This window comes from Mycoplasmopsis caviae (assembly GCF_024498215.1).
GTDB lineage: Bacteria > Bacillota_I > Bacilli_A > Mycoplasmatales > Metamycoplasmataceae > Mycoplasmopsis > Mycoplasmopsis caviae.
Genome location: NZ_CP101806.1, coordinates 259250 through 282296, shown reverse-complemented (window position 1 = coordinate 282296; position 23047 = coordinate 259250). Strand labels below are relative to the sequence as shown.

At 27.4% G+C, this 23047-nt stretch carries 26 protein-coding genes and 2 tRNA genes; 13 read left to right on the top strand and 15 right to left on the bottom strand.

Annotated features, from left to right (window positions below; translation table 4 throughout):
• Positions 1 to 297 precede the first annotated feature (297 nt).
• The 4 genes from NPA07_RS01395 (at position 298) to NPA07_RS01380 (ending at position 1557) form a co-directional block, all read left to right on the top strand.
• Entirely contained in the window at positions 298 to 549 is a 252-nt protein-coding gene (locus NPA07_RS01395) for a hypothetical protein (protein WP_256553103.1), read from the top strand.
• A gap of 42 nt (positions 550 to 591) precedes the next feature.
• The gene (locus NPA07_RS01390; protein ID WP_256553252.1) at positions 592 to 732 is read left to right on the top strand and encodes a hypothetical protein; all 141 of its coding nucleotides are present in this window, start codon (positions 592 to 594) and stop codon (positions 730 to 732) included.
• A 132-nt stretch (positions 733 to 864) separates the two neighbouring features.
• A complete protein-coding gene (locus NPA07_RS01385; protein WP_256553251.1) occupies positions 865 to 1227 on the top strand; it encodes a hypothetical protein in 363 nt (120 codons plus the stop codon).
• Between the two features lie 69 nt (positions 1228 to 1296).
• On the top strand, positions 1297 to 1557 hold the full coding sequence (locus tag NPA07_RS01380) for a hypothetical protein (RefSeq protein WP_256553171.1): 261 nt from the start codon (positions 1297 to 1299) through the stop codon (positions 1555 to 1557).
• 766 nt (positions 1558 to 2323) lie between these two features.
• Here the strand turns inward: NPA07_RS01380 and NPA07_RS01375 are convergent.
• Positions 2324 to 2908, bottom strand: a complete 585-nt coding sequence (locus tag NPA07_RS01375) for a hypothetical protein (protein ID WP_126117991.1) — start codon at positions 2906 to 2908, stop codon at positions 2324 to 2326.
• A gap of 100 nt (positions 2909 to 3008) precedes the next feature.
• Here NPA07_RS01375 and NPA07_RS01370 point away from each other — a divergent pair, with 100 nt between their 5' ends.
• From NPA07_RS01370 to NPA07_RS01355, 4 genes are all read left to right on the top strand, one after another.
• Complete coding sequence (locus NPA07_RS01370; RefSeq protein ID WP_126117992.1) at positions 3009 to 5252, top strand: HinT-interacting membrane complex protein P80; 2244 nt, start codon at positions 3009 to 3011, stop codon at positions 5250 to 5252.
• A 16-nt stretch (positions 5253 to 5268) separates the two neighbouring features.
• Positions 5269 to 6594, top strand: a complete 1326-nt coding sequence (locus NPA07_RS01365) for a HinT-interacting membrane complex lipoprotein P60 (protein ID WP_126117993.1) — start codon at positions 5269 to 5271, stop codon at positions 6592 to 6594.
• Between the two features lie 13 nt (positions 6595 to 6607).
• The gene (gene hinT / locus NPA07_RS01360) at positions 6608 to 6943 is read left to right on the top strand and encodes a histidine triad protein HinT (protein WP_126117994.1); all 336 of its coding nucleotides are present in this window, start codon (positions 6608 to 6610) and stop codon (positions 6941 to 6943) included.
• Positions 6944 to 7129: 186 nt separating this feature from the next.
• Entirely contained in the window at positions 7130 to 7405 is a 276-nt protein-coding gene (locus tag NPA07_RS01355; protein WP_126117995.1) for an HU family DNA-binding protein, read from the top strand.
• Between the two features lie 9 nt (positions 7406 to 7414).
• On the opposite strand, the gene recU is transcribed toward NPA07_RS01355, so the two are convergent.
• On the bottom strand, positions 7415 to 7903 hold the full coding sequence (recU, locus tag NPA07_RS01350; RefSeq protein WP_126117996.1) for a Holliday junction resolvase RecU: 489 nt from the start codon (positions 7901 to 7903) through the stop codon (positions 7415 to 7417).
• 138 nt (positions 7904 to 8041) lie between these two features.
• Here recU and NPA07_RS01345 point away from each other — a divergent pair, with 138 nt between their 5' ends.
• Together NPA07_RS01345 and NPA07_RS01340 are read left to right on the top strand one after the other, a co-directional pair.
• Positions 8042 to 8557, top strand: coding sequence for an MAG0490 family ComEA-like DNA-binding protein (locus NPA07_RS01345; RefSeq protein WP_126117997.1), 516 nt, complete (start codon positions 8042 to 8044; stop codon positions 8555 to 8557).
• The gene (locus tag NPA07_RS01340; RefSeq protein ID WP_408634421.1) at positions 8482 to 9888 is read left to right on the top strand and encodes an MAG0480 family ComEC-like protein; all 1407 of its coding nucleotides are present in this window, start codon (positions 8482 to 8484) and stop codon (positions 9886 to 9888) included. The genes NPA07_RS01345 and NPA07_RS01340 overlap by 76 nt, the downstream gene beginning before the upstream one ends.
• A 24-nt stretch (positions 9889 to 9912) precedes the next feature.
• Here NPA07_RS01340 and NPA07_RS01335 read toward each other — a convergent pair.
• The 7 genes from NPA07_RS01335 to mnmE form a co-directional block, all read right to left on the bottom strand.
• Positions 9913 to 9989, bottom strand: a tRNA-Arg gene (locus tag NPA07_RS01335).
• A gap of 4 nt (positions 9990 to 9993) precedes the next feature.
• A tRNA-Cys gene (locus NPA07_RS01330) sits at positions 9994 to 10068 on the bottom strand.
• Positions 10069 to 10186: 118 nt separating this feature from the next.
• Complete coding sequence (locus NPA07_RS01325) at positions 10187 to 11182, bottom strand: NAD(P)H-dependent glycerol-3-phosphate dehydrogenase (protein WP_174705413.1); 996 nt, start codon at positions 11180 to 11182, stop codon at positions 10187 to 10189.
• A gap of 12 nt (positions 11183 to 11194) precedes the next feature.
• A complete protein-coding gene (locus tag NPA07_RS01320) occupies positions 11195 to 11617 on the bottom strand; it encodes a hypothetical protein (RefSeq protein ID WP_126117999.1) in 423 nt (140 codons plus the stop codon).
• 5 nt (positions 11618 to 11622) lie between these two features.
• Positions 11623 to 12399 carry a 16S rRNA (adenine(1518)-N(6)/adenine(1519)-N(6))-dimethyltransferase RsmA gene (gene rsmA, locus NPA07_RS01315; protein WP_126118000.1) on the bottom strand — a complete coding sequence of 259 codons (777 nt, stop codon included), beginning with the start codon at positions 12397 to 12399 and terminating at the stop codon, positions 11623 to 11625.
• Positions 12383 to 13156 (bottom strand): TatD family hydrolase, encoded by a 774-nt coding sequence (locus tag NPA07_RS01310; RefSeq protein WP_126118001.1) that lies wholly within the window; start codon positions 13154 to 13156, stop codon positions 12383 to 12385. The genes rsmA and NPA07_RS01310 overlap by 17 nt, the downstream gene beginning before the upstream one ends.
• A 13-nt stretch (positions 13157 to 13169) precedes the next feature.
• Positions 13170 to 14510, bottom strand: a complete 1341-nt coding sequence (gene mnmE / locus NPA07_RS01305; RefSeq protein ID WP_126118002.1) for a tRNA uridine-5-carboxymethylaminomethyl(34) synthesis GTPase MnmE — start codon at positions 14508 to 14510, stop codon at positions 13170 to 13172.
• 65 nt (positions 14511 to 14575) lie between these two features.
• Between mnmE and NPA07_RS01300 the strand changes: the two genes are divergently transcribed.
• A complete protein-coding gene (locus NPA07_RS01300; RefSeq protein WP_126118003.1) occupies positions 14576 to 15262 on the top strand; it encodes a hypothetical protein in 687 nt (228 codons plus the stop codon).
• Between the two features lie 368 nt (positions 15263 to 15630).
• Here the strand turns inward: NPA07_RS01300 and NPA07_RS01295 are convergent, their stop codons facing one another.
• From NPA07_RS01295 to NPA07_RS01285, 3 genes are all read right to left on the bottom strand, one after another.
• A complete protein-coding gene (locus NPA07_RS01295; protein WP_256553141.1) occupies positions 15631 to 16104 on the bottom strand; it encodes a hypothetical protein in 474 nt (157 codons plus the stop codon).
• A 239-nt stretch (positions 16105 to 16343) separates the two neighbouring features.
• Positions 16344 to 16778, bottom strand: coding sequence for a hypothetical protein (locus NPA07_RS01290; protein WP_256553250.1), 435 nt, complete (start codon positions 16776 to 16778; stop codon positions 16344 to 16346).
• Positions 16779 to 16789: 11 nt separating this feature from the next.
• Positions 16790 to 17095, bottom strand: coding sequence for a hypothetical protein (locus NPA07_RS01285; RefSeq protein ID WP_256553249.1), 306 nt, complete (start codon positions 17093 to 17095; stop codon positions 16790 to 16792).
• 423 nt (positions 17096 to 17518) lie between these two features.
• Between NPA07_RS01285 and NPA07_RS01280 the strand changes: the two genes are divergently transcribed.
• A complete protein-coding gene (locus NPA07_RS01280; protein ID WP_256553248.1) occupies positions 17519 to 18238 on the top strand; it encodes a hypothetical protein in 720 nt (239 codons plus the stop codon).
• A 118-nt stretch (positions 18239 to 18356) separates the two neighbouring features.
• Here the strand turns inward: NPA07_RS01280 and NPA07_RS01275 are convergent, their stop codons facing one another.
• Genes NPA07_RS01275 through NPA07_RS01265 form a run of 3 tightly spaced genes read right to left on the bottom strand, consistent with a single transcriptional unit; the run spans position 18357 to position 21165 of the window.
• The gene (locus NPA07_RS01275) at positions 18357 to 19202 is read right to left on the bottom strand and encodes a hypothetical protein (RefSeq protein WP_126118007.1); all 846 of its coding nucleotides are present in this window, start codon (positions 19200 to 19202) and stop codon (positions 18357 to 18359) included.
• On the bottom strand, positions 19202 to 20980 hold the full coding sequence (locus NPA07_RS01270; protein ID WP_126118008.1) for a PTS transporter subunit EIIC: 1779 nt from the start codon (positions 20978 to 20980) through the stop codon (positions 19202 to 19204). The genes NPA07_RS01275 and NPA07_RS01270 overlap by 1 nt, the downstream gene beginning before the upstream one ends.
• Entirely contained in the window at positions 20980 to 21165 is a 186-nt protein-coding gene (locus NPA07_RS01265) for a hypothetical protein (protein ID WP_235659528.1), read from the bottom strand. Before NPA07_RS01265 ends, NPA07_RS01270 begins: the two co-directional genes overlap by 1 nt.
• A 756-nt stretch (positions 21166 to 21921) precedes the next feature.
• On the opposite strand from NPA07_RS01265, the gene NPA07_RS01260 reads away from it, so the two are divergent.
• The gene (locus NPA07_RS01260; protein WP_126118010.1) at positions 21922 to 23025 is read left to right on the top strand and encodes a hypothetical protein; all 1104 of its coding nucleotides are present in this window, start codon (positions 21922 to 21924) and stop codon (positions 23023 to 23025) included.
• Positions 23026 to 23047: the final 22 nt, after the last annotated feature.

Genomic DNA, 23047 nt, shown 5'->3' with positions numbered 1-23047 from the left:
AACATTATTGTAAAATTATAAATTATTATTTCAAAAAATTTAATATTTTATCTTACATAATGGTTTTATTTTATTTTGTCCACCCTGTTTTTATCTTTTATTTTGTCCATTTTTAGGTTTCAATTATTATTTTAAAAAGGAGAATTTAAATTATGGAAAATCTTGTAATTAAAACCAGATTTCAAGCAGTTGATACAGGTAAAACAACTGATTATGAAGATAAAAAAATTTTAGATTTAAAAAATTCAACAATATTGAAATAGACCAAATGCCGAAATATCAAAAATATTAGGAAAATTGGGTTGTAGAACATCAACAAAAACAATTAAAAGATATAGAAATCAAATATTGATTGCATCTACAAATAACCAAGATGCAATCAGTATATCACATGGTAATAAAAATAAACTTAGGGGTGTGAAAGTAAGTGATTCAGTTATTATTGATTTAACTAATAGATATTATGAATTAGTGGAACATATTGAGAAAATATCAAAAGGTGATCTTAGTGTAGCCTTGTTGCATTTTTACAATAATGAGACTTACTAATGATGAAAAAAATTGTTGCCTTTCACTACCTTTTATAAAAGAATGCTTAGACTTGGTTATTGCAGTTCATATGCAACGAGAAAAGTAAAAAATGAGCTTAAGAGAAGAAGAATGTTTTTAGAAAACGGTCAAGATATTTCTAAAATCGAGGCACAGTTTATTAAAATTTATGAAAAATTCTAAATAAAAATCCATTAAAAGGTGTTTACCAAAATAAAAGTTCTGACTATGATTTTGGGCAAATTATTGAAATTGATGCAACACCACTTCATCTTTTTGGAGAAAGTAAGAAGTACCATATTTATAATGTTGTTGATGCGAGCAACAAAAAGTTTGTTAGCAATCTGAATTGACATTGAGGAAACAACAATTGGATATCAAAATCTTCTAACACAATTATTTAAAAGGTATGGCATTCCACAAGTAATAATAACGGATAGAAGAAGAACTTTTGAGGTTCAGATAGTACAAGAACAAGCTATGGAAGAAGCACTAAATGCAAGAGGAATTGAACTTATAACAAGCAAGCAATCCAAAGGCAAAACCAAATGTTGAAAGATCATTTTGAACATTGCAAAGATGAATAGGAACATTCTTTCATACAAACGGAATCAACTGTTTTGAAGACTTTTTGGGAAAAATTGAACTTTTAATTGATGAATACAACAAACAATTTAAAAAGGCCGAAGCAGTAAGTAAAAATCAAATGTTTTTAGAAAGCCAAATACTGAAATTTTTGAAGAAGAGATGAATCTTGTAATTAAAAGAAAAATAGTTAATCATACTGTGAGATATGACAACAAATATCTTGCTCCATTTGATAATAATGGCGCTAGGGTTTCTATGTTTGAAAGTGGAGAGGCAAAGCTTATGGTAACTCCTGAAAATAAATTATTCTTTGTTGAGGGAAAAGAAAATATGAAGCCAGAGTACCGAAAGGAAACGAATTGAGTGCAATCGATGTATATGCAATATCAAAAAATCTTGATCCACAACATCAAGGTGTAAGAGCCTACAATTAAAACCATGCTTCATAATAGAACATGAACATCCAGTACATTTGAAAAACTTGAAAATATATTTAAGAATTCTGCAAACCCAAACAATAAAGACATTGAATTTATTAAAAACTATTAAGTGAAAATCTTGAAAAGTTAAATGATATTACAAAAGAAATGAAGGAATTTATTGACGCTAATTACAAATCATTTAAGTAAGTTTTTCTTGTTTCTTCTTTTTTAAAAGAAGAAAGCCTGTCTGACAAGACAAAAGAAGTTTTGCTTCTTAAGACCGACAGGTCTTAATAAGAGCCAACGGCTCAATACTTATTAAATAAGTTATTTTTTATTTCAATCAACAATTTATTTGTTGATTGAAGAATATTTAAAAAGAAATTAACAAATGATGTCAATCCCCAAAAGTTATGAAAAAACTTTAGGATTGAAGACAAAATGAATTAATTAAAAGCAACTTCTTAATGATGTTGTATGTTTTAATATGCAAAATTTTAAAAAATGTAATTTAACATTTAAAAATGCGGTAAACCTTAATGTTGTACACACAAAAACAAAAAATAACACATTTTTTTGCTGTTTTGATTAAAAAATAGCCAAACTTTTATGTGTTTTGGCTATAATTTTACAACCTTAAAAATTGGACAAAATAGAAGAAAATTATACAAAAAATTTAATATTTTATCTTACAAATACTTTGTAAAATTAAAAAAAGCACTTAAATTTATAAAAAATTATTTTTATATTTTTTTTATGCTTTTTTAATCTTTATTAATTTTTAGAAATTGCTTGAATATTGGAAAATTGTAATCATTAATTTTGACATATTCAACTGTTTTTCAGTTTAAATCTGAAAAAAATCTAAAGTCTTCATGGTTCGAACCTAACACAATGATTCTCAAAAATCTTTCTTCATTGAGATAATTTATTAGTTCGTCCAGTGTTAAAATTTTTGATCTCTTTGCAAAAATTTTTGCTGATAAATTAGTGTTATTTTTGCCTCAAAATAATAATCTGTTATGAAATTTAAAATTATATAACTTGTTACATTTTTCCTTAGTTGTTCCAACTATTAAATCAAAATAAATTCTACGGTTTTTGAACTTGAAAAATGGACTTAAATCCTTTTCGTTTGTTTCTTCATTTGTTAAAAAACTTAAATTATTTAAATATTTAAGAATGAAAAAATCTTTAAATCAAATTGAAATTCGAAAGTTCTCACAATTTATTTTCTCATTTTTGGCTATAGTTCTTGCTGTTAGTGGACTTAACGAGTATGGAATCTTGTTTTCAATTAGAATTTTTTTTAGTTCATCTCATGTTTCTCAAAGTTCTTCTTTAGTCATAAAAATATTATAAATAAGATAATACAAACCTTATAGAAAATTATTGCTATTTTTAATTTAATATATAATATTAATATTAAATTTTGATAATGGAGGAAGTATGGGTAAAAGAAAAGAGTCATTCTTCGAACGTTTAACAAGAAAAAATGCTGAACACGAAAATAAGAATCATGAACCAAGTACTAAGAAGAAAAAGTGAAAAGGTATTTTGATTGGTACTTTATTAACCGGTGCAATAGCTACAGGTATTACAGTTCCAGTTGCTGTCAATTCATCAAAGACAAAATATAAATATGCACTTAGTGAAGACAGTGCTGTTTTAACATTTAAATTACCTGGTTCAACCGTTGAACATAAAATTACAATTAAAGACCTTCAAAATGCAAACAAAAAAGAAGATGCCAAAGATCCTAAAAAAATACTTGAACAAGTAAGAAGACTTGGTATGTTTTATTTGTATGACAAGGAAGTTAAAGCATCAGCTGAATATCAAAGACTTTGAAATATGTCAAGAGAAGGAAATGAGGAAGAAACAAACTCATTCAAATTAAAAACCGTTGATGAACTTAGAACAAGAGAAAGAAACAAAATTTTAGATATTCAAGAAAACTTTAAAAAACAAGCAGGATATAACAAATGAGAAGAGGAATTTAACAAAATTCTTGTTTCTAATTACAATGGAGCTAAAAACATTGAGGAAGCTGTTGACTTCCAAATTTTTAAGTCAATTGAAAAAGATGCATTGAGAAGGTTTGAACTTTCAACAGTTGATATTGGCAAAATTGCAAATCGTAAGGCAAACCAAAAAATCTATGAATTAGACAACGAAGGCAATCCAGACACAAGTAAAGTTTTATTTAATGTGGGCGAAAAAGTTTTTAAATATTATGAAGAAAACAAAAACTATTTCAAAGTTAATGATGAATATATGTCATTTACAACTAATAGTTATGATTTTTCAAAAAAATATAAAGATGCAAGTACATTTATTGATGAATATTACAAAAATGACATCCCTTATGTGTTCACACAATTCACAATTCCAGGTGTAGCACCAACTAAATTAGCCAAGAAAGGCGAAAAAGAACCTGAATGAACAATTGATAGAACTGCTCTTAGAAAACTTTTATATTTTTACCCTGCTGATGAAAAGAATAAACAAACTCAATCATATGAAAAAATCTTTTCTGACTTTAAGTCATATTCTCATTATTCAAAAATAATCAAAGATGCAACAGACACAACTAATCTTCCACAAGAAGTTGTTGACTATACAACATTTTTAAGTTGAATTGCTGCCGATGATGATGAATATAAAAATAATTTTGGAACAAAAGGTATACTTTCATTAAGTGACATTCTAAAATCAAACAACGATGAAGTTATTAAAGGGCTAATAGCAATACCTGATTTAATTTATAATAAAAAAAATTATGTTGGTGCTGCTGCTAATGCACTTCAAATTCCTGAGCTTGATTTAAAAGATATGTTTAAACAAATTCAAGATACACTTGAAAAGGAATTTAATGACCTTAAAACTGCAAAGGCAAGTTATGATGAAAGTACACCAATTGACAACAAGCGAAAAAAGGTTGGTGATTACAATAAAAAATTAATTGAAATTTTTAGAGACTTTGACAATACTAAAAAAACTGGTTTATATGATGATAAACTTAAAGAATTAATTACACCAATAATTTCAAAGGCTTTTGAAGACAATGATAAAAAAATTAGAACATTTTGAAAAGTTAAAGGTATGAATAATGCATACATTTATTTAAACAGCAAAGGTATAACAATTGTATATGCTGAATCATTAAGTGCTAAAAGATGAAGCAAATGCCCACAAGAAGAAAACAGAAAAAAAATGCTTGAACTTCTTAAAAATGACTTCATTTTATCTAAAAAATATAAATCAATTAGTACAACAAAATACAATGCTTTAAGTGTTATTTCAAAAAATCTTAAATCTGATTATTATGTTAACAATGTTTTGTTAAATGATGCTGACTTTGTAAAATACCTTAAAGAACAAAATAATATCTATGCACTAGATTCTAATGGTAAATTGTTAAAAGATACTAAATATACAGAAAAAGATATTGAAGAATTAGAGAAATTAAATAGTGGTAAATACTTAATTGATGCAGAACAAAAGGCATTAGATGTTAATGAAAAACTAACAACTTGAATTAAGACACGTGCTAAAAATGAAAAAGATAAAGATCTTGAAATTAAAGATGGACACAAAGTTTATTTTGCAAATAACAATAATAGTTATGCAGATGAAGTTTCAAAAGTTATTTATGAAAAACTTAAGACTATTTTAAAGGTTTTTAATTAAAAAAAGGAGACAACTGATGAAAAATAAAAAATTAATAATCTCATTAGGAAGTATTAGTTTGTTAACTACTTTTCCACTTGTTGCTGCTAGTTGTGGCCGAGAAGTTGAAACTCCTGAAAAGAAAATCCAAGACAATTTTTTAAAAGCTGCTGAAAGAAAAGAAGAGATTAAAAATATCTGAAGACAGGTAACACTTGCTTCATTGTATAACATTAATGTAACAGCATCATATAACACGGATAATTCTGAATACATAAAAACCTTTAACGATTCAAGTTCTCAACTTTATAAAGACTCATATGAAGCATTTAAAGTTTATGCAGAAGAAAAAATATTTAAGAACGGTGCAGATGGTTTTTATTTCACAAAGAAAAATCTAGAGTGAAAAAAGAATAATTATTTTACAGATGATCAAGAGAAAAAAATGAAGTTCTTAACGCCTTCAGAAATACCAAGTGAAGAAATATTTAAAATACTTTGAAATGCTGAAAAAACAGGAATCAGAAGCGAAGTTCAAAAATTGCTTTTTGTCCAAAAGTACTTTGAAATAAGTGATAAAGAAAAATTAACTAAACTTTACGAAAAATTTAAATATAATTCATCATTTTTAAAATATGAATTAGAAAACTATAATTTAACAAAATACGTTCTTGAAAAGAAACCTGTTCAACTATGAAGAAAAACAGCAAATACAAGTGTTACTTCTGAGGAAGCGTTCTTTGTTACTCAACAAAAAACAATTAAAAGCATTGACACATTCAATGAATTTATGAATGATAGTGAAGATAAGGACAAAAAGCGAAGTGAACTAGAGAAAATTTCGGACAGTGATGACGATGAAAAACAATTGCTTGGTTACCAAGGAATCAACTTAAACTTTAGTGAATATAATTTAAAGTGAGATGAGAAGAATTTAACTAAAACCGAAGCAAGCAAATTATTTGGTTTTTATGCACCAAGCGAAGATAGATTGGTTCAAAAAACAGATCAACTTTTTATTAAGGGTTACAATCCTTATCAAGGTGCAAATGCTGACAAAAAAATAATTGTTGCTTATGTTAATCAAATAGCACCAATTGGTCAGGCAGAAATTGAACTACCGACAGAAGCTGATGAAAAGAAGACAGAAAAAGTTAAATTGCTTTCTTTCAAAGGTACTAAATATGAAAAGTATCTTAAGAAAATAAGTTTATTGTTTACACTTAAAGACTCTTCATTAGTTGATACAGCTGAACAAGCATTTATTAAATTAGGTTACAAATTAAAGATAGAAAATGAAACCTTAAAAGAAATTCTTAAAGGTGAAAAATTTGTTGATGGTCTTGACGAAACCAAAAAATAATTAAAGGAGAATTATGCAAAATATTTTTCAATTAATTATTGATAAAAAAGCAGAAGCAAATATTATCTATGAAGATGATATATGCATTGCTTTCTATGATAAATTTCCTATTCAACCTGGACACTTTTTAGTGGTTCCTAAAAAACACAGTAGAAATATTACAGAAGCGGATGATGAAACTGCTGCATATCTGATAAATATGGCTCGCAAACTTGGAAAAGAACAAGTGCTAGATAAAAAAATACCTGGTTTTAAAATATTAATTAACACCGGTGAAGCTGCTGACCAAACAATTTTCCACACTCACGTTCACGTTATTCCATATCGTGAAAAGGTTGAAGATAATTAAAATAATGGCTTACTACTTGGCCATTTTTTTATTAAGATTTATGGCTAAAATGCATCACTATTTATCAAAAGTAATTACTTTTGATTTTTTCACTTTTTCCCTATTGCACTATAAATAAGCAAAAAAATTACAAACTATTAAAAAATATAGTATCATTATTGTATAACAAAGTCAAGAAAGGAAAGTATGACTAAAAAAGAATTTATTCAAAAGGTTGCTGATATGTTGGAAGTTCCTGTAAGAGTTGCAGACAAATATTTTGATTCTTTCTTATTCGTTTTAAAAGAACAACTTATTGCTGAAGACAAAGTTCAACTTTCAGATTTAGGAACATTTGAAACAAAAATTAGAAGAGGACGTGAAACAATTAATCCTTTCACAAATGAACCAATTCAAGTTCCAGAAAAACGTGTTGTAAAATTCACACCTTCTAAATATTTAAGAGAAATCGTAAACTTCTAATATTGATAACTAATAAAAATTTTGAACATAGGGTAAGAAATCGATTATTCCAGGATAGGTTAACTCGATTTTAAAACCTATGTTTTTTATTTCTTCATATGATATAGATTTGTTCATATGGCTAAATAATTCACTGGCTTTAACAATATAAAATTCATCACAAAAGCTAAAAAACACTATAAAGAACGCAAGTCCATGATTGCTTTCAATATCAAGCAAATACTTAATTTGGTGGCTTGCAATATTATTTGCTGGTAACCTCTTTTCATTTGTACTTTTAGCTTCAAAAGCCACAAAGAAACCTTTATAGCAGCCTATATAATCAACTGTACTTCTCTTTAAAATAAATGCTTCTTCAAGTTTAAGATGTTCATTATTTACTTTTTTGAATTTAACTGGCAATGATTTCTTTTCAATGTAGGCCAACTTATTTTTTGAATAATATTCAATAGTTTTGTTGATTATTTTTTCAAGTAACATTCCTCTATTTTTTTGCATAAAATACCTCAAAATTTAACTTACCTTTTTATTATCATAATGCTTTAAGGTTGGAAAAATTTGGGAAAAATTGACCAAAAATACCAAGTTTTTCCTAAATTAAAAAAATAGAAAAATAAACAAAAAGTATAAAGTGGAATGAAATATAAAAAGATGATATTAGGAACAATACTAGCAGGAACAATTGTAATTTCAACAAGTACAATTGCTTTTAATATTCAAAAAACAAAAGTAGCAAAAATTGATGACAGCGAACATAAAAATGAAGCAAAATTTAGCATTAAACTTTCCGGTGCTGTAGTTTTTGCTAAAAGTTATTATTTTGATAAACCATTAACATTGAGACAATTATTAAATATAGCAAAAGTCTATGAAAACGCAGATTTGAGTAATTTCAATCTAAGACAAGAAATAAAAGAAAATCTTAATATTTACATTCCATACAAAAAGTCAAATCTGCCATTTCTAAAATGAAGTAATTTAAATAATGATCACTTGAAGCTTCTTATGGATTTTGAAATCAAGAAATCAATTGCAGTTAAAATACTTAATTTAAGACACGAAAAAAACAATATTACATGAAACGATTTAAAAAATATATCAGGAATTGGCAAGTTAACCTTAGAGAAATTGAAAACAATTTTAATTCTGTAAGTTTTTGGCTTTTTGTTATTCTATCACCTGTATTATTGCACTTAATTATTAATGCTTATGAAAGTAAAATCTTTTGAGTTATTTTATTTATAATTCACATTTTAACTATTGCATTAATAAAGCCTAAATTCTTAATATTAGCATCAATTGTATTGTGTCTATATTTAAGTTATAGCCTAAGTAAAAGCAAAATTTATTATGAAAAAGGTTTTTATAAAATTGGAGGATCAATAAGTGCATTAAGTGAAAAATATTTAGTTATTTCAAATGATAACAATAATATACTAGTTTATACAAGTGGGCTAAAAAATGCTACACCCCTAAGTCTAGGAGACAATATTGAAATCCAAGGTGAATTAAATTCAGTTGAAATTAACTCGAGTAAAATTGCAACATTTTACTTGCAAAATAACATAAATTATTTATTAAAGAAAGCAACCATTTTAACTGTAAATAAGGCAAATTATTCAATTGAACAATCAATAATTAACTATTCAAAAAATAATGGTCAACTCTTTGATTCTTATTGAAGACTCCTTGTCTTTGGTTCATATGATTCAAGGGAGTTAGTCTTAGAAAAAGTTAACAGGTTAAATATCGTTCACTTAATTGTCATTTCAGGTTTACACTTCGACTTACTCTTTTATTTGGTTTTAAAAATATTAAAACCTCTAGATAAAATTAAACTTAAAAGCAAATACATTGCTTTTGCTTTAATTTTCTACTATTTAACCTTGCTTTCTAACCCAATATCAGCACTGCGAGCTTACATTATGCAAGTGGTCAAAAATTCAAAAAATCCTTTTAGTAATAATGGTAAGTTTAAAAAATATGATGGCTTAATAATTGCTATTCTAATTTTATTTCTAATTAAGAATAACTATTTATTTTCAATGTCATTTATATTAAGTTTTTCATCAACTTTCGCAATAATGCTATTAGTTCCATTAATTACTAACAAAAAAAATAATGCTTTTATAAAAACGCTAATGCTGGCATCACTAATCTATTTATTTAATGTTCCGCTACTGCTCTACATAAGTGAATATTGAAACTATTTCGGGCTACTATTAGGAATTATTATGGCCCCAATTTTTCAAGTCTACCACATTGCTTCAACACTGTTTTGATGGAGTCCTGCAATGCTAAATTGAATGTATTATTTAATAGATAATTTGCTCTACTACTTGGTTGAATATACAATAAGTTTAAAAATAAATATTGAACTCAATTGATGAATAATCATTGGTTGATGTAGTTTTTGATACGTAAGTATTTCGTTCATTAACTTAGGGAAAATGAATAAAAATTTAAAAATAAAAGTAGCCTAAGCTACTTTGGTCAATTTAATGAAATGGCGTACCCAGCAGGAGTCGAACCCGCAACCTTCAGGGCCGTAACCTGACACTCTGTCCAGTTGAGCTATGGGTACAAAATGGAGACACCAACGGGACTCGAACCCGTAATCAAAGTTTTGCAGACTCATGCCTTGGCCGTTTGGCTATGGTGTCATCTGCAATCTATTATATAACAAAAACGACCATATTAATTATACAACTATTATTTTTTTAAATAAATAAAAAAAATGAACTATGGCTGTGGATAAAAATTGACCAAAAGTACCTATTTTTAGTTATATGTTTTGACAAAATCGAGGAGAAGTTCAGGTTTTTTGCCTCTGTGAAGAATATCAATAATACTTCTTAAAAACACGGTTTTTAAATCCTTATTTTTTCTTAGTATTTTGTCTAAAATTTTAGCTGCGTGATAACCTTCTATTGTTTTATTATTGACTTTTAGTGTTGCTTCAAGACCAAATTCTGCAACTTGTCGACCAAAAGAAAAGTTACGGCTTTTTGGACTTGAACAAGTTAAAAATATATCGCCAATACCTGCTAACTCAAAACCCATATTGTCATTTGAATTAGGAAAAATTGCTTTGTAAACCATATGAATTTCTTTAACGCCAATTGAAAGCAAAGCAGCCATTGTATTACGATAAGGAAGTGAATAATCAAGCATACCAATCCCAATTGCTAAAACATTTTTTAGTGCCGCAAACAACTCTGAACCATGTTCGTTTTCATTAAGCACAAGTCTGAATGTATCATTATTAAACAACTTCAACATTTCTTTTAGATAACTTACTTTCGGTCCTACAACATTGATCATTGTTAAAACATTTTCAAAAACTTCAGTTGCAAATGATGGACCAATTAAGGTACAATAATTTTTTAGATTATCTGAAAATTGATTTACTAAAACTTCTGAGAAAAATTGTTTTGATTCATCATCGATACCTTTTGCAACATTAATTACATTAATTTTCTTTTTGCCAATTATTTTCTTGATTTGATTCAAAACTGAAACTATTGCACTTGAAGGCACAGCCAAAAGTAAATAGTCAAAATCACATAAGGCTTCTTTTAAATCAAGTGTGGCTTTAACATTAAAAGCATTATTAAATAAAGTATTGCTAAAATACTTTGGATTTTTACCTTTATTGATTGAATCAACTTCGAATTGATCAATACCTCACATAAGAACTTTGTTGTTATTTTTAGTTAGAACTGTTGCAAGAGCACTTGCTCAAGCACCAGTTCCAATAATAGTTACTTTTTTCATAATGCCCCTTAATTATTTTGCGTCATTTGATTTATTATTTTTATTGCCAAAATATTTGTTTCTAAGGTCGCTTTTGCGTTTAAATGACATTGTACAATAAGCCTTATAATATTTAAGTGATTTTATTTTTTCGCCTGTTTCATAGTATTTTATGGCTTTGATGATTAATATCCAACTTGCTAATTGCATTGTTCCAAAGACTAGAAATATAACAAAGCATAATGACATACCTATTAATGCTGGAACATTAAAAAAATTAAAACCTTTAGTTAATGAAAGAGACAATCAAAATACTAATATAATGAGCGAAATTAAAAAGCAACAACTAACTAAACCAAATATTAGTCTTTTAGCATTTTTATATGACTTAACATCTTCATGGTAATTTTTACAAATTACAACTAATTCTTTTTCATATTCATGGTCTAAGATCATTATTCCTACTTTTCTAATTGCTCATATAAAGCTAATATTGTATTTAAATCTAACTCTTGTATTCTTACAAGTTCCTTAAGATTTAAATTACTATATGCAACTTTAATTTTATCATTACTATATTTTGTTGCTAATGCAAAAGTTAATTTTTTTCTTCTTGCAAGAAAACACAATTTGAAGAATTTGCTCAATTCTTCAAAATTGTCATCTTTTTGTTGCTTAAATGTGAGTGAAACAATAGCTGAGTCAACTTTTGGAATTGGATCAAAAAGGCTTTTTTTAACAAATAGTTCTTTTTTAACATCAGCACAGTATTGAACCGTGATTGAGAGTTTGCTGTATTCACTTTCATTAACCTTAGCTACTAATCTTTGAGCAACTTCATTTTGTACCATAAGAATTGCTTTTTTAAAATTATGTCTGTTTTCAAGCAATTTAAAAATAATATCGCTGGTTATATAATAAGGAATATTGCCGACTACAATGTAGTCCTTAAATTTTCCCAAATCGGCTGTCAAAAAGTCTCCTACGACAATTTGATTGTTATCTAAAATGTCGTTGTTTAATAAATAATTGACCATATCTGTATCAATTTCAAAAGCCACAAGCTCGCTTGCTTGCTGGTTTAAAATCTTGCTTAATGCACCCTTACCAGGACCAATTTCAATTATTTTTTGATCCTTAGGATTAATGATATCAATTATCTTTTTAATTGTATTTTGATCATTTAAAAAATTTTGACCATACTTCTTTTTTGCTTTAATCTTACTTTCTTGAAACATTGATTTTAAACAATTCCTTTGCATTTTTTAAAACTTGATCAGTAAATTTTTCAATTGACATCTTTTTAATTCCAGCAATATAGTTTGCAGTATGAATTACATAATTTGGATAATTAATTTTACTTCTTTTGTTAGCAGGTGCAAGATATGGAGCATCGGTTTCAGTCAAAATTCTTTCAACAGGTACTCAGTCAATAACCTCAACTGTTTCAGCTGCATTCTTATATGTACTTACTCCACTAAATGAAAAATAGCAACCTAATTTGTAAAATTTCTTTGTTCAATATAAATTTCCACTGTATGTGTGGATCATGAATTTAACTTCTTTGTGATATTGCTTAATAATTTCATATAAGTCTTCATAGGAATCTCGCATATGAATAACAACTGGTAAATTATGCTTGAGTGCAACTTGAATTTGAGCATGCAGTGATTCGATTTGAATACTTCTTCTCTCAGGTGTATAGAAGTAATCTAAACCAATTTCACCAATAGCAACTACTGAGCTATCTAATTGCCTTTCAATAATTTGACCATCAATTTTGCCATTAGCTTCATTTGGATGAATGCCAATAACTGGAAAAGTATAATGAAAGTTTCTAGCAATTTTAATTACTTCTTCATTTTCTAGCTCATTGCACCCTGTTATTAACAAAGCAGCAACACCTTTTGCATATGCTTTTTCAATCACGTGATAGTTGTCATCATAATATTCTTTTAATGGATGAGTGTGTGCATCAACATATTTAAGCGACATTGTTGCTCCTTTCTTATTTTCCTAAACAAAAGTTTTTAAACATATCGTCAAGTAACAATTCATTGTCTGCTCGACCTGAGATGTCAACTAATGATGACCAAGCTTGACGAATGTCGATGATAACAACATCGACATCAATTCCACTATTAATGGAATTGATTGCATCGCTAATGCTTAATGAAGCTTTTTTAATTAAAGCTAGTTGTCTTGAATTAACAACATACTCTTCGTTGTTAATTTCGTTTTTAGCAAAAATGTTTACAAGTGCTTTTCTAAGTTCTTCAATGTTTTTGTTTTTTGCACTTATGTAAACAAACCCATTTTTTTGTTTAGTTTTTAATAAGTCATCTTTATTGATAACTTTAATAACTGGCTTATTAAATTTTGTGGCTAGTTCTTGAACTTTTTGATCAAAGTCATTTTCTGCAACATTTGCTTCATTAACATGAATAACTACATCACATTTTTCAATTTGTTCAAATGATTTTTCAATACCAATTTTTTCAATTTTGCGACTTGTTTTTCTAATGCCTGCAGTGTCAACAAGTTTGAATAATAAACCATCAATTTGATAAGTGGCTTCAACTATATCTCTAGTTGTGCCGGCTTGATCACTAACAATTGCTTTTTCTTCATCAATCAAGCAGTTTAATAATGAACTTTTTCCAACGTTGGGCTTTCCTAAAATAGCAACTTTGATACCGTCAAAAATAAGTCTTGAATTTTCGCTTTCTTTGATAATTAAACCTAGTTGCTCTTGCAATTTTTCAAGTTTTTTAGTTAACTCATTAGTAAGTACATTTTCGAAATCATCATATTCGGGATAATCAATATTAATTTCCATTTGGCCTATCAAATAGGCCAATTGGTCAATTAATGACTTAATCATATCTGATGTTTTTCCATCAAATTTCTTAATTGCTAACTTACTTTGTTTAAGTGTTTTTGCATGAATTAGGTCATTAATTGCTTCTGCTTTAATTAAGTCCATTTTTCCATTTAAAAATGAACGTCTACTAAATTCGCCAGGCAATGCCATTCGTGCACCATTTGCAATTATTAACTCAAGGATTCGGTTAGTTACTAAAACACCACCATGACAGTTAATTTCAACAGTATTTTCACCTGTAAAATTCTTATTTCCAATAAATCAAGCCACTAAAACTTCATCAACAATTTCATTAGTCTTATTATCAAAAATATGGCCATAAGTTATTGTTTGATTTGTTCCAATTTTACCTTTAAAAACTCTTGAAACAATATCAATACTATCGTGACCACTAACTCTAATTATTGAAATAGCTTGATTTATCTTTCCACCTGAGGAAATAGCTGCAATTGTATCATTTATCATAATGTTTATATTTTAACATTAAATTTAAATTTCGCACACTAGCAAACACTATAAAAAGGAGACTTATGAACAAAGAAAATTTTAGTCAATTACTAACAAAATATATTGAACTCTTTTACAAATTTAAGAGTATCTCAATTTTAAAGAATGCTTCAAATACAAACCAATTTGATATCAAATTACGCTTGATTTTAACGCAAAAATTCCTACTTCACTCCATTGGTTTGCAATATAACAAAACTTTGCTTACAGAGTATAAATCAAACTATTTTAAACTCTATACAGATGTTAAAACCGGTAAACTAAACTATCAAACTCTTACAAGCAACATAAATAAATGTAAACAATTTTTGATTAACAAAAAATTAAGAGCCATTGAAATTTTTGTTGATATTTTAAGCCAAATTAATGAAAATAAACCACTTACTTTTGCTTTTGATTATTTTAAATTAAAGCCAAAATTTGACATTGAAGGAGTTTATAATCACTCTCAACTTATGCTAGTTACAAAGGCAAATGATGAAGGTTATAGATGCATAATTTATGGAATTCTTGGAGATTTATATAGCGGCAATTCAAAGGAAAAAGCTCATTTCTTTAATAAAAATAAGAACTTAATGAACAGTGTTTTTATACCGATTTCAATCAAAGTGAAAAGCAGTCAAAAAATGGTTGATTTACAAAATACACAAAGTATTGATATTGCTTTTTTAAACAAGAGGCAAATACAGGAAAAGGAGATAAGAGTTTAGGCAAAATTTCTATTTATGTGAAGATTATTTAAAATAGTATAATTTAAATAAAAAAAAGCAGAATAGAGAATATGCTGTTTTTCGTTAATGAAAATCCATTAATATTATACAAGTGAGCAAAATATGGAAAAGTTGTTAAAAAATAATTTACTCTACTCATTATCTATATCTTCATTATTAAGAAAAGAAAGAAAGTGAAATTTCTTCTTGTAAGTTTTAAAACAAATTGAGCTCTTTTTTGTGTTTAATTCCAAAACAAAACGAGCTCCTATAAGTTCTCCTTTTGTTTTGGAATTAACTATTATTTTTTAAAATAAAAATGGAGAATTAAATTCTCCATTATTGCCTTATTTTTTATAAACAGTTAGTTAGTTGCTGGCTGTTTTTTCAACTGAATCTAGCAATAATTTATAGTTATCGCTTAATGATTTATAAATTAATTCTGCCATATTTAGATTTTCTTTAAGGAGTTCATTTGAGCAATTAGAAGTATTGCTAATGTCATCAATTAACTTTCGTAGGTAAGGTAAAAAATCTTTACTTGCTTTTGTGGCCCGATATAAGCATTCTGATCTTTTGTCATCATAGAACAAATGAAATGTTTTACAAAATTTTTGAAACTCAGTTAACTCATCATCACGTAATATTCTTGCTTTGAATAGTTTATTGTTGATAATGAAGAAATACTCATTATTTGAATTATGAACGAACCTCAATTCCACACCGTTTTGTATAATTTTGTACTTGTTATCATCTGTAACCGGTATATAAAATTTATTTTGAAATTGAATAACACCATTGTTGAATTTTCTATCAATTGATAAATATAACTTTGTATCCATTTCATCTTTTGGTTTTATAAAGAAATTTAATTTATCACCTATTTTTTATTGAAATGTTCATTATATTTATTAATGATCAAGAGAGCATTTTCATTAATTTGATCAATAGTTTTTATATTATTATCACGTAAAAAATTATTAACCAAGGTTGTAAAGTTCTGTTTGTTCGCTCCACATCTGGTTTAAATTCGCCGTAACTTGCAGACGATACTTCAGTACCTTTTTTATGATTTATCGTGCTAATTCAGTATCATTCCCTTTGTAAGAAAAGCACGTTCTTTTATCTGTTCTAACAGACATTGGAATCCCAAAAGCCCTATAAAGAAGTTCAAAAGTTTCATATAACCTATTGTTGTTTCTTCTTTCTCAGCATATATTGAGACCAACATTTTGGAAGATGTTTCTACAATTGTATATATATGAAAATTGTCTAATTCTTTAATTCACGCTTCATAACAAACATCTGCTTGCACTTGTTCACCAAATTCAAATTTAACTGAATTCATTGTTCTTGGTAACCTTTTAACATTTTCCATATTATCAATTGATTTAATCTTTATATAAGGCTGTTTTTTGTTTATATTTTTATCTTCTGTTTTTGTTAATACAATTAAATAATTTCTAACATTTCTCCTTGTTTTCTTATGTTGTGTAGGTTTAACATAGCCTGTCATATTACATTTATTTATGAATGTTGTGAGGCACATTTTTTCTTTAAGTTTATCTTCGTCTTTATTTTTAAAAAATGATTAAAAGGTACAGAAAACTTATTTTCATCCCTATCTTTAAAATATTCTTTGTCCTTTAATTTCATATTTGTAATTGCCTTTTCTATTTCATTGTTAAAATCTTTTTCTGCATTTTTGTTGTTTAAATTTCCATGTGAATACATTACAATTGGTGTTGCATTTTCCTTTTCACACACTCTAATTTGTTTAATGTATCTTCTAATAGTTGAATAAGAAATTCCACTCGATCCATCTCCAATCAAAGAATGAATTCTTCTTGCAGTAAAGCCCTTTTTAAATAGAAAACAATTTTTTCAATATTAATTTTTTTATTTAATTCATATTCAGTTGAATCTTTGTGTTTAGTATTAAATGATTTTTTCATACAGATATTTATAAATATAAAAAATAAGGCACTAAATTATAAAATTAACTTTTTGATGCCTTATTTTTTGTGTCTTTATTTATAAAATAATCTAATGAAAAATTACCATAAAGTGTTCAAATTGTTTTAGAATTTAAAGAGCTCAATTTGTTTTGGAATTCACATCATTATTAAGAAAAGAAAGAAAGTGAAATTTCTTCTTTATAATATTTTCATTATTAATCAGTTTACTAGTCATTTCTCCAATTATAAATTTTATTTATTTGATAATAAGCGATACTAAAAAATTGAATTACCCCAATTGATATTAATTTCAAAAAATGTTGCCTGGCTTTCTATACTCGGAATTATTCCTTTAATTTTCTTAATTTACATAGTCGCATTTTTTAAAAGTTATAAAAATATAAAAATTGATAATGTACATAAATCAAAGTTTAATACTCTTGCAATTGATATTAAACTAATTGAGTTAGGAAAAGAACCTTTTAAATTTAATTTAGGTATAAGACTTTCAAATTTTATTATGTTAACTACCTTGTGAATAATAAGTTTTTTATATATTATTTCAATTGAAATGGTAAAAAGCCTTCATTTGTGAGAAGGAAGTTATTTCGTAGCACCTGTATTATCAATAACTTTTATTATTAAATATTTAATTTTTGATTTATTGCTTTTAAATATTAAGATAGTTAAAGTTAAAAAACAATCAATAGATGAACAAGTTAATCGTTATAATGATAAGCACAATTTTATTAATGTATTATCAATTGCTTCATATGTTGTTACTTTAATGATTGTGATTTTTATAATTGTTTTAATCAGGGTTCATATTAGTCATATATTTTGACTGACCTTAAATCTATTAATAATTTGTCCAGTTGTTCATTTTTTACTATGATACATTACATCTATAATTCTTCATATTTATTTAATAGTTAAGTCAAAAATTAAAATTAAGACATATAAGAAAGTTTTTTATGTATTAATACCTATCATAATTTTGAAACAACACGTTAATTAAATGTGTAATTATATTTGAAGTTGAATTCAAAGGTCGAATGCATAATAGTGCATTCGACCTTTTAGTCTTGACAAAAAGGAATACCTTGTGGTATTCCTAATTTAATCATTAATGATATCTAGATTTCAGGTATTTCAAAATCCCTTGAGAAGTCTGTCATAGTAGTAACTTTTTTTACTGTTGGTGTTTTTGTCGCTTCATCATATGTGATTTCATTTACATCATATGAAAAAGTAACACTTATTTTTTTACTGTTTGCTTCAAGTTTCTTAATTTCAACCTTATCTAAAAAGTATTTTGAAAACGGAATTGAGAATTTTAAAATTTTATTAGCATGAGCCTTTAATACATCATTACCTTTTGCTTTAGCAGTTTCAACTAGTTGTTTAAATTTTTCAAGTTTTTCTTTCTCTTCATCACTTGCGCCAATACCTTGTGTAGAAAGATATTCTTCACCTTTGTCTTGACTATATGCTAATAAATGTGCAAGGTCAAATCGTTTATCGCTAAAGTGTGTTGAAAGTTCAACAGAATATTTAATTGTGCTTTCATCTTCTGCAAATCCATTGAGTTTTTTGTAGATTGTTGAAGAAGTAATGTTGCCTTTTTTGACTCTAATACGAATTAATACAACATCAGTTTGTACTGACTTCATTTTTTCAATGCCAAAGTCTACAATTTTATAATCATTTGAATATTCAATAGGTTTTTTAACTGCAATATTGTCTTGAATTTTTGATCTATCAAAGAATGCAATGTTTTCTTTCAATTCTTCAACTTGGCTTTTTGTTGGATTGTAAAAGTCACTAACTTTAAGTTTTGTATCAAGTTTTAGGTTAATCAATGGACTTACTTCATCAGTCAATTGTCTTTGGGCATATGGGTTACATGAAATTGTACAAAGAGCAAGCGAACCAACACTGCTTAATGAAGCAAGTGAAAGAAATATTTTAGTCTTTTTCATTATTGAGCTCCTTTACCTGATTCAATTTCGCCATTAAGACTTTCAGCTTCAACACCAATGATAATTTGAACTGATGTCTTGCTTAATTTAATTAAGCCACTGCATCCTGCAAGTTTTAATTTTGCTTCATCAATAATATCAGCGTCTCTAACTTCATATCGTAATCTTGTTGTACAGTTTGAAAATGAAGTTATATTTTCATAACCACCTATGGCTTCAACAATAGCTTTTGCTTTTGGACTTAAGTTTGCTAACTTATCGTCAACTTTTACTTCTGCATCACTAACTTTTTGATTTGCTGCTAATGCATTTGGATCTGGTAGTTGATTTGAACCTCGACCAGGAGTTTCTAACTTAAGTCCTTTAATTGTAAAGTATGCTACAAAGTAGTAACTAAGAGCACAGGCAGCACCTATTACTAAGATTCAACCTGGATTTGCCATAACTGCATCAGCACCACTCTTGTTTGCTTTAATAATTTCAAGTGATTTAGGAATTGAAAGTAGGTAGTCCATTAGTCCAGCTGAAAAACCAAAACCAATTTGAATACCAAATGCACCAGTAATAAATGCAAAGATACCTGTTAATAAGCAGTGGAAGCCATAAAGTAGTGGACTAACAAACATAAATGCAAATTCAATAGGTTCAGTAATACCTGATAGAATAGAAACAACAGCAGCTGCACCAAAGATTGCTAAGACACGTTGTTTTTGAACTTTATTATCTGCAGTTTTATAGAAAGCAAATGCTAGAGCAGGAAGTCCAAACATCATAACTGGGAAGAAACCTGCTTGGAAGATTCCAGCGTGGTTTCCTTTTGCTTTACCACTTAGGAAAATAAAGATATCGCCAAATACAAGTGAACCATCAGGTGTCACGTGTTCACCTAATTGGAATCAGAACAAGTTATTTGGAATGTGGTGTAGGCCAAAAGGAATTAATAGTCTATTTAGCACACCATAAATACCCATAATGGCAGCTGTACCTCAACGACCACTTTGAGCACCTTTTGTCAAGGCAACAGACACTAAGTAGATTAAGTAACCTACTCATGGAAAAATTAATGCATAAGCAATACCTCAAATTAGTGTTGTAAGAATTGCTAATGCAGGAATAAGTCTTCTACCTGAGAAGAAACCTAATACCTTAGGTAATTGAACACTATTTGTATGGTTATAAATTGCAGCAACTATAAATCCTACAATAATACCATTAAGTACGTTACCAGATAAAATTGCATTATATTTGCTTCCAAATATACCAGCAAAACCTGTGGCATAAACAAAAGTTTCACCTGGTTTTGCTCCTAAAATAAATGCTCCTATTTTTTGACCTTGGGCATTAAATTCAGCATTTTTGAAAGTAAATGAATCATAGATTTTATCAACATATGCACCTTTATTCATAAGAAGCATAAGTAATAACATACCAATAAGAGCAGCAAAAGCTGCTTCACCACGATTGTCTTTTGAAAAACCAAAACCAATACCAACAGCAAATAATATTGGTAAGTTGTCAAAGACAACTGATCCACCAGCAGTAATCATTTGGGCCACAAAATTAATGAATTGTGCTGTTGAATACGAAATATTATATTGTAGTGCTGTGGCTTGTGAAATAGTAGGCAAGTCAGCACCAATTCTTAATAATATAGCAGCTATTGGTAAAACTGCAATTGGGAACATTAATACACGACCGATTCGACCGAGTCTTTCTAGCAATCTTTTTCCAAAAGAAGGTCTTGTTGAGTCTTTAACTTTTGACTTAGTAGTAGACATTACTTACCTCCTTTTTGGCATTGAAGTTCTTTTTTTTCGATAATACTAATAATTGTTGTGCCAATGATAGCACCAACAAGAGATATAAAGAATAAGAAAGCTACAATTGCAACATAGATAGCACCAGTTGTTGTTAAAGTAGGAAAACTATTTTTAACAGAAGCTAAAATAATTGCTGCAATCATAAACAGAACACATACCATTCAAAGTGAAAAAATTATTCACTTATTACGCGTCATGTTTTTGAGCATAATCATTCCTTTCGCGTATATACGTTTATGGAACTAATTAATAATAGTTCCATAAAATATTTTAATATTTTTAATTTATTAAAAATAAGGCACTTGTTAATTTGTAACAAAAAGAGTACTTTTAAGTGTTTTTTAGTTTCTTTAAGCTTAAAGTTGGTAATTTTTCCATAAATCAAAATTGAATTAAAGATAAGGTTTGCTTGCAAAAGGTGCTTTGAATAATGATAATATTGTGGTTTTTAAATATGTTATGCAAGGGAAATTAGTTGTCTATAATGTGGTGTTTGTTATTTTGTATCAGTAAGTGGAAAGTGTATTGATTAATTTGAGTCCTAATTTTGTTTTTCAAACATAAACATCAAGCACAATAAGTTTTTAAATAACATTATAAAATATGCATTTTGGTAGTTAAGACTTTAGCAAGATTGAAGTGAGATGTTGGTTTTTGTACAACCTTATGGCTCTGATTTACGTTGCTTGCATTTGTCGAAAAGTGCTATAAAAAAGGTCTTTTGGACAATTGTGATATTTTATATATATTTGTTTTTACGCTATTTTAATTTGTTGCCTTTGTGTTACATTTTTACAATAATTAACAAGATTTTTAAATAATATTTACTTTTTTCTAGTGGTTTAAATGTGGATACTTATAATATTAAATACTTTTAAAAAATAAGTAAGGGGATAATAATGACTAAAAAATTATTAAAGCTAAATTTTTTCGCTTTTTCAACCGTGATTGCTGGAGCCATTCCATTTGTATCAATAAGTTGCAAAAGTAATGAAAAACAACAAAATGTTGACACTAAAAAAACTCAATCACAAGATTCAGCGAATAAAAGTGATTCAAACAACAAAAATAATTCTCAAGCAGAATCTAACAATAAAGTAAAAAAGCCTGATACAACAAATAAGGCAAATGAAAATCAAAGTAAAACTAACAAACAAGAAAATAAAAACTTGCAGACTCCAAAAGCAAGTGAAAACAAAGATATAAACAGTAAAACAAACACTAACAAGCAAGATAACAAGAACTCACAAACTCCAAAAGTAAATGGTAATGAACAGAAACCTAAAACAACAAATAAGGCAAATGAAAATCAAAACAAAACTAACAGACAAGAAAATAAAAACTTGCAAACTCCAAAGGCAACCGAAAACAAAGATATAAACAGTAAAACAAACACTAACAAACAAAATAACAAGAATTCACAAACTACAAAAGCAAATGACAATAATCAGAAGCCTAAGGCAACCAATCAACCAAATGTAAATAAAGATGAAAATAAGCAAGAGAATAAAACAACAGAAATTATTGAACAAATTGAATCGCTTCACAAAGTAGTAAAAGCATTGAAAGCTATTACTTGACTTGATAGTGAATCTGTACAAAATTTAGATAAATTAGTCAATGAAAGTAGCAAAAAAATAGAAGACAAAACACAAACAAAAGAACAACTGCAAACCATATACGATACTCTAAAGAGAGAATATGATAAAGTATGAAATATCATTATTGAAAAGTACTATAATGAAGAAATAAAACTAATTGAAGATTTGATTTCAAAAATTGGAAACGATAGTAGTTTAAGCAAAATCAAAAAAGAATTAGAAGATTATGAAAAAGATTTAAAACAAACATATAAACAAGCAGTTAAAAGTTTTGATGATTTTCTAGATAAAAGCAATGAAATTAGCTTGTTTATTATGAAAAAAGTTGGCGAAATCAAAAAGATTAAGACTGATTTTGATTTCAAATTATTTGACGAAAATAATTCTGAAGATGATGAATAATGAAATTAAAAAAGTGAAGTAC